This is a genomic window from Bartonella sp. AP9QHHD, assembly GCF_042195625.1.
Classification (GTDB): Bacteria; Pseudomonadota; Alphaproteobacteria; order Rhizobiales; family Rhizobiaceae; genus Bartonella.
The window spans coordinates 1-5,787 of sequence record NZ_JBHIOP010000033.1 but is presented as its reverse complement, the minus strand read 5'-3'; the positions used below and the strand labels follow the sequence as shown (position 1 = coordinate 5,787).

Here is a 5,787-nt window from a genome sequence, read left to right as displayed (position 1 = left end):
CATGTTTTTAGTCCATAATTTTACCAATTGGTCTATTTACCTAAAATTTGACCGTACAGAGCGTTTTATATTACAGATATGGTTTTTATCGTAAAATCTTTAAATCGCTTTGTATGGTACATTTTTGTCGATTTAAACGCATATCTAATCACAAAACCATCAGCACTTTTCACTAGTTTGCTAACTTGCAATGTTTTTCACTGCTCCCCCAAGACCATTTAAAGTTTCTTCAAGCTCTTGCTTGTGAACAAGCGTTAGTGGTCTAAAATGCTCTTTCGCTGTTTTTTCTTTGAGTGCTTTCTCACGTGTGTTTTCAATTGCTCTACGTACACTTTCGGCTTTTGAAAGAAGGGTATTTTCTAGTGTCTGGCAGTAAGCTAAAAGCTCTCCACAGGTTGGCATGAATGTTTTTGATATCCCAATTGCTTGACCAGTTACGATATCTTCGACGCCCTTTTTCAAAGCATATGCTGAAATCCGGTCCAGCATCATGCCATAGGATAAAACGACGGCTTTGGCGTCTGTATTTGCAGGGACTCTCATGCTTGAGAGTAGGAAAGAAGCTTGCTCAATTTGCTTAACTGAAGCTTTCACAGAGAGCAACGCTTGTAGACGATTGCAAGCATCTAAGGTTTGTGCTTCCTCCTGTTTCGTCAATGTATTCCCAGCTTTCAGCGTCAATGGATACCCCGGACTGATCATTTCCATAATCTTCTCCAGATGAGAGATGATCTCTGAGTTCGTTGAAGCCTTCTGCAAGCTGTTCTGTGAAAGTTTTCTGAGTGAATTTTCCATGATAACCTCTAAGTGTTTGTGTTTGTTTCTTGGATAGCGCTCCGTACTCTGGATGTATAATCCAGTTTCGCCATGTCGCCGGCCAATCCCGTTTGTTTGCATTTTTACTTGGATTTGCTATCCAGTAATTTCTGAACCGTTCGACTTCTAACAGCGCCTCATCATGGGTTAAGCCTTTATCGATTGCGTATTGCAAATTAGGTTTGAAATCATCTGGCAGTCGACAACCGCGATTAGCTTTCGCTCGTTTTGCTTTTTGGGAAATGTTCTCTTGCTCGTGAATGGGAGGTTGGTTGTCTACACCCGTTGTGATTTGCTCTAATGTGGTCTCAACAGCAGCAACCTCTGTTGGCTCGTCAACCAAATCGTTTGTTTCTAAACTTTCAGAACCAATTTCTTTTTTTGCTAATACGATAGTATTAGTTTTTTTATTATATATGTTATTGTTTATGTTAATGTGTTTCATCATGATGTCATCATGACCTCGTGATGACATCATCATGACATCATCATGGTCTTTTGATGAGTCATCTTTATGTTTTTTTCTCTTAGTATTCGCAGCTTTTATAGCTTTCTCTGAAAGTTTATTTAAATTCTCATTGCAATTTTTTAATTCTTCTTCAACATCGAGATTCCATAAACGACCATCTGCTAAACGAATAATATATCCTTCTTCTAGCAAAACATTCAAAGCTGTCTCAAATTTCTTTACTGAATAACCAGTGTAATGAGACAAAACTTTAATGTTACAAAAAAGAGGTTCACCAGTACGAAGCATGCGAAACCGCAATCTCATATAGATATTACCTTCTACAGGAGGTAAATAATCGACAACTACTGCCCACCTATCTGCAAAAAGCCTCGTCCACGGTAATTTACTGGACATTCTCTTTGTCCTCCCTGTGCTTATGCCATGCGATTTCTGATTGTTGATTGTTGTTCTTCAGCTCTTCTTCAACATCTGGACTCCAGATGTGGTTGTCGTCAAAAAGAAAGATGTGTCCAGTTTCAGCTAAGAGATCTAGCGCATCATCAAGCTCGTCAATTGAACAGCGAGCTAATGAGGACAAGGCTCGTAAATTGTTTGTAAGAGGCTTCCCAGTGTGTAACATTTTTAATCGCAACCTCATGTAAATATTGCCTTCAGTAGGAGGTAAATCAGCGAGATCAAGAAGCCATTTTTCTACATTAATTTTTATCCATTGGTTTTTATTTGACATTAGTGGTTTCCCCTTCTTTCATTAAATATAAAATTGCTAAAGCATCTGCTTCGTTGTCGTCTTTAGGCGTATGCCCTTTTGCACATATTGCCCAGCCTGTCTTGGTCCCTAGATCAAGACATAAAATGGTTTGTGCGTTAGTGATCATAATCCCCCCTTAAGGCTCTACGTATTTATATGTTTGCTATGACAGAGCGTGTTGTGATTGCCTGTCTTGAAAAAATGTTTATGAAAAAGTATCCTCCCAACGATTCTAAAAAAGTGGGGAGGGGAAAGATGCAAGAATGGATAAAGATATTTCTTACGGGTTTCCTGTCATTTATCGGATCANAAATCCGCAAAGATGATTTAGAAACAGCTGCAAAAAAACGAGAAGAAGATAGAGAATGGATAAGCAAGCAATTTGCAGAAAGCCAAGAACAGACGATAGTTCTTAAAGAGCAAGCAATATCGACAAAAGATCTTGCCAAATGGTCAGAAGAACATATTAAAATTTTGTTAGATAACAAAAGAGTACAGGATTTAGGACCGCCACTTTCCATATATGCAACTGGACCGCATCTTCCAACAAAGGACAAGTGGACGCTTCTTTTCTTAAAGGTAGAAAATAATGCACAAACTGTCGTCCATATTTTAAATATAAAGCTAAAAGATAGTTCTCGCTTTATTCTTGGATATGGCATCATATACAAACCTAGGCAAAAAACTTGGCAAATACAATCACCATATGTTAATCCTGAGGCGGTTGCAGAATCGCGAGTATTCCCTGGCTTCTGTGATAAAGCAAAGGATTTTCGAACGGGACAAGAAATCGATGTTAATATTTCTATAGCTCCCTCAGAAGGCAAACCTTCAAAAATCCTTATTTTTGTAGCAGCACGTGAAGAAGATATAAAAGACCAAGTTACTTTAATCATTACCCATACATCCCCACTGCAACCAGAAACAAAAATGACTGTAACAACACAAACCAGCCTCATAGACTTTAAAAAAGTGGATTAACTCAATTCAGACGCACACTACACGCATCATTTATTAATTTGATTTCTTCTTCTCTTTTTTTGATGAGGTCATCCCTTAAGAAGCCAAGATTACTTTCGACTAAAGCTGTAAACAAAAGTAGCTCATTTAGGCGATGAAAAGATGACAAATCTTGAGAAAAATAATTATCAAACCAAGTTGTAAAAGCTTGCGTAAAGGCAGATGAAAACCACTGATTAAAATCATCGTATGGCAATAACGGAAAATAATTTCTATCATCACGCGCAAAAATATTTTGCAGTATATAGATAAGATAACCTGTTGATGAGGGATCTATGCAACTTTCACATGTCTGATTAGGCGAGCGAACACCATAATATATGTCTTCACGTCCAATCTTATTAACAAGATTAATCAACTTGACCTTGCTTATAGTGATATGTGGGACATCTATCATCTCTGATCTTTCTTTTTAAGAGTCTAAATGCTGCTGTTGTGACAGGGCGCGTTGTGATTGCCTGTCTTGCAAAAATGTTTTTGAAAAAGGAACCTCGCAATGATTCATTGTTAATTAACAATCCTCATTTTTGGCTCAAATGACGCAAGTTAAAAAACTTCTCCTGCAAAAATAAAATCGATCAATCTCGGTTCTTCTTTTTTGTTGATTAACTCAGTGATTTTATTGTTTAATTCATCAATAACTTTCATCTGTGAAGCTAACTTTAGCCTTTGGCTGTATAGCGTTTCATTTTTTTGCTTAATTAAAGAGGATAGGTTTTCAAGTACTACTTGCTGTTGTTCAATTGACTTATCTCGCTCTGCAAGAGTTGCTTCATGCCATCTCATCCAACTATCAAATTGTGACTTATGCCATTCTTCTTGTTTTGCAAGAATTTTTGTATGAGTTCTATGTCGTTTTATAAGATCTTCTATGCTACAATCACGATCCGGTATTTGTATAAATTCTTTCACAAACTTACCTCCATTCTCAATTTTCGTATTACAACCTATTAATCTACAAATCCGTGTGTAGAGTTTCTTCAATATTCCGTTTCTCATGATCTTTCTTCTTTAAGAGTGTGAATGGTGCTGTTGATGTTCATTCTTTTCTGTAGAAGCAGCAATAAAAGCAGAACTAGAGCTAGAACTATCATTCAACTTTTGCAGCTTTAAATAACTATTTAAAGATAGTCCTTTGCCTTGTTCCCAACGACAAACAGAAGCTTGCTTAACACCTAAAATATCTGCTAATTCCTTTTGTGTTAGCGATAAACACTTTCGGATAGATTTAATCTTTAATTTTTCCTCTGTGTCCATTTGAGTTAAGCTCCTTAATTTTAACCATATACGCAATTGTATAGAGTTAATTAAAAAAAACAATAGATTTTTTTAATTTTAAAATCATAAGTAACTAATTATGACGAAAAATATCATTGCGACATTGCAAGTATTGCAATCTGAGTTTGGTCTTAATCAAAAAGATCTTGCCGATAGATTAAATGTAACCCAAGCGACCGTGTCAAGATGGTTAGGAAGTGAATCAGATCCCAGAGGTTCACACAGAGACGCAATTTTAGAACTTTATAAAAGCTTAAAAGGTTATAATCAAATTACTACAGTTGTTCCTGTTATGGGGTATGTAGGAGCAGGATTAGAGATTGATACCGATGTTGAGCAAATCCCAGAAGATGGGCTTGAAACAATCGAAATACCATTTGATTTGCCTTTTGAAACAATAGGATTCATGGTTCGTGGAGATTCCATGTATCCCGTGTATAAAGATGGTGATTTAATCGTAGTTAAACATCTGCAAACAAAGCCAATGAGCGATTATTACGGTGATGAAGTTGTCGTTCTAACAGAAGATAATAGGCGTTTTATCAAACAAATTACTCGCTCTTCAGAGGGCATTGTACTCAAATCATGGAATGCGCTACCAATTAAAAATGCAAAGATAAAATGGGTTGGAGAAATAGTTGCAATATTACCGCGCAAATCCTATCGTCTACTTATGAAATAATCCCAATAAAGTTTTTGATTCTATTGCTTGTGAAGATGGCATTTAAGTGAAAATGCAAAAAAAATGAAATATATGCGATTTTTTTGCTTGCTTGTATTTATACATTTACGTATAAGTAATTATACAAACCACGCACAAACAATCGCCAAGAGGCGTTAGGGAGGAAAAATTATGGATAAGCCAATTCTTATAAATTCTGATGAAATCTTATTAGTTGTCTATGATGATGATCAAAACATTGGTCGGTCGGGACCACTGGATGAAAGCCAAGTTCTAAAAATTATTGACGAGGCAGATGATGCAATCCAAATCTTTCGCATCAATCCTTCTGAGAATAATTGTGAAGATATCTCTGAAGAAATTGCAGAAGCATATGTAAAAGAAAATATCGAACATCTCCACGAGGAGAGTAAAGTTCATGACTTTGTACTCGAAAGTGATGCTTACCAAGAACTTTTAGACGAGATCGCAGACGAAAAATATAATGATGAGATTTACGGTACTTATGAACAACAACACCGTTTGCGTCCTTGTGATGTGCTTTAAAAATTCTAAAGGGCGCTTTTAAAAGCGCCTCCCTTTTTCCCATCAATAATTGATTAGAGTAAACTTATGACCACACATGATACTCATATTCATAGTGAAGGATATCTCACGCCTGAAAACGAGGTAGACAACAAAATCGGTTACGTCCAAATGGTCAATGCCCATGTAATGCATAGGTACTTACATTTGAAACAAGATTTTTCCACTTGGTTTAATGATTGTGTT

Annotated in this window: 10 protein-coding genes; 3 read left to right on the top strand and 7 right to left on the bottom strand. The window is 36.4% G+C overall.

The window, feature by feature from the left end:
- Window positions 1-180: 180 nt before the first annotated feature.
- Genes ACFIK4_RS02565 through ACFIK4_RS02550 form a run of 4 tightly spaced genes read right to left on the bottom strand, consistent with a single transcriptional unit; the run spans window position 181 to window position 2,163 of the window.
- Entirely contained in the window at window positions 181-594 is a 414-nt protein-coding gene (locus tag ACFIK4_RS02565; RefSeq protein ID WP_375674875.1) for a hypothetical protein, read from the bottom strand.
- Complete coding sequence (locus tag ACFIK4_RS02560; RefSeq protein WP_375674873.1) at window positions 578-1,681, bottom strand: hypothetical protein; 1,104 nt, start codon at window positions 1,679-1,681, stop codon at window positions 578-580. Before ACFIK4_RS02560 ends, ACFIK4_RS02565 begins: the two co-directional genes overlap by 17 nt.
- The gene (locus ACFIK4_RS02555) at window positions 1,671-2,015 is read right to left on the bottom strand and encodes a DUF1376 domain-containing protein (protein ID WP_375613934.1); all 345 of its coding nucleotides are present in this window, start codon (window positions 2,013-2,015) and stop codon (window positions 1,671-1,673) included. The genes ACFIK4_RS02560 and ACFIK4_RS02555 overlap by 11 nt, the downstream gene beginning before the upstream one ends.
- Entirely contained in the window at window positions 2,005-2,163 is a 159-nt protein-coding gene (locus tag ACFIK4_RS02550) for a hypothetical protein (RefSeq protein WP_375613935.1), read from the bottom strand. The genes ACFIK4_RS02555 and ACFIK4_RS02550 overlap by 11 nt, the downstream gene beginning before the upstream one ends.
- 29 nt (window positions 2,164-2,192) lie before the next feature.
- Here ACFIK4_RS02550 and ACFIK4_RS02545 point away from each other — a divergent pair, with 29 nt between their 5' ends.
- Window positions 2,193-3,017 (top strand): hypothetical protein, encoded by an 825-nt coding sequence (locus ACFIK4_RS02545; protein WP_375674871.1) that lies wholly within the window; start codon window positions 2,193-2,195, stop codon window positions 3,015-3,017.
- A gap of 1 nt (window position 3,018) precedes the next feature.
- Here ACFIK4_RS02545 and ACFIK4_RS02540 read toward each other — a convergent pair whose 3' ends face one another.
- The 3 genes from ACFIK4_RS02540 to ACFIK4_RS02530 form a co-directional block, all read right to left on the bottom strand.
- Entirely contained in the window at window positions 3,019-3,414 is a 396-nt protein-coding gene (locus tag ACFIK4_RS02540) for a hypothetical protein (RefSeq protein ID WP_375613932.1), read from the bottom strand.
- Window positions 3,415-3,602: 188 nt separating this feature from the next.
- The gene (locus tag ACFIK4_RS02535) at window positions 3,603-3,968 is read right to left on the bottom strand and encodes a hypothetical protein (protein ID WP_375613931.1); all 366 of its coding nucleotides are present in this window, start codon (window positions 3,966-3,968) and stop codon (window positions 3,603-3,605) included.
- A gap of 99 nt (window positions 3,969-4,067) precedes the next feature.
- Complete coding sequence (locus ACFIK4_RS02530) at window positions 4,068-4,313, bottom strand: helix-turn-helix transcriptional regulator (RefSeq protein ID WP_375613930.1); 246 nt, start codon at window positions 4,311-4,313, stop codon at window positions 4,068-4,070.
- Between the two features lie 100 nt (window positions 4,314-4,413).
- Here ACFIK4_RS02530 and ACFIK4_RS02525 point away from each other — a divergent pair, with 100 nt between their 5' ends.
- Together ACFIK4_RS02525 and ACFIK4_RS02520 are read left to right on the top strand one after the other, a co-directional pair.
- The gene (locus tag ACFIK4_RS02525; RefSeq protein WP_375613929.1) at window positions 4,414-5,016 is read left to right on the top strand and encodes a S24 family peptidase; all 603 of its coding nucleotides are present in this window, start codon (window positions 4,414-4,416) and stop codon (window positions 5,014-5,016) included.
- Window positions 5,017-5,187: 171 nt separating this feature from the next.
- Window positions 5,188-5,562 carry a hypothetical protein gene (locus ACFIK4_RS02520; protein ID WP_375621129.1) on the top strand — a complete coding sequence of 125 codons (375 nt, stop codon included), beginning with the start codon at window positions 5,188-5,190 and terminating at the stop codon, window positions 5,560-5,562.
- Window positions 5,563-5,787 lie beyond the last annotated feature (225 nt).

Bases quoted from the DNA above. Each gene is read 5' to 3' on its own strand.
- ACFIK4_RS02560 (WP_375674873.1), bottom strand. From the start codon at position 1,681: ATGTCCAGTAAATTACCGTGGACGAGGCTTTTTGCAGATAGGTGGGCA.
- ACFIK4_RS02555 (WP_375613934.1), bottom strand. From the start codon at position 2,015: ATGTCAAATAAAAACCAATGGATAAAAATTAATGTAGAAAAATGGCTT.
- ACFIK4_RS02550 (WP_375613935.1), bottom strand. From the start codon at position 2,163: ATGATCACTAACGCACAAACCATTTTATGTCTTGATCTAGGGACCAAG.
- ACFIK4_RS02530 (WP_375613930.1), bottom strand. From the start codon at position 4,313: ATGGACACAGAGGAAAAATTAAAGATTAAATCTATCCGAAAGTGTTTA.
- ACFIK4_RS02525 (WP_375613929.1), top strand. From the start codon at position 4,414: ATGACGAAAAATATCATTGCGACATTGCAAGTATTGCAATCTGAGTTT.
- ACFIK4_RS02520 (WP_375621129.1), top strand. From the start codon at position 5,188: ATGGATAAGCCAATTCTTATAAATTCTGATGAAATCTTATTAGTTGTC.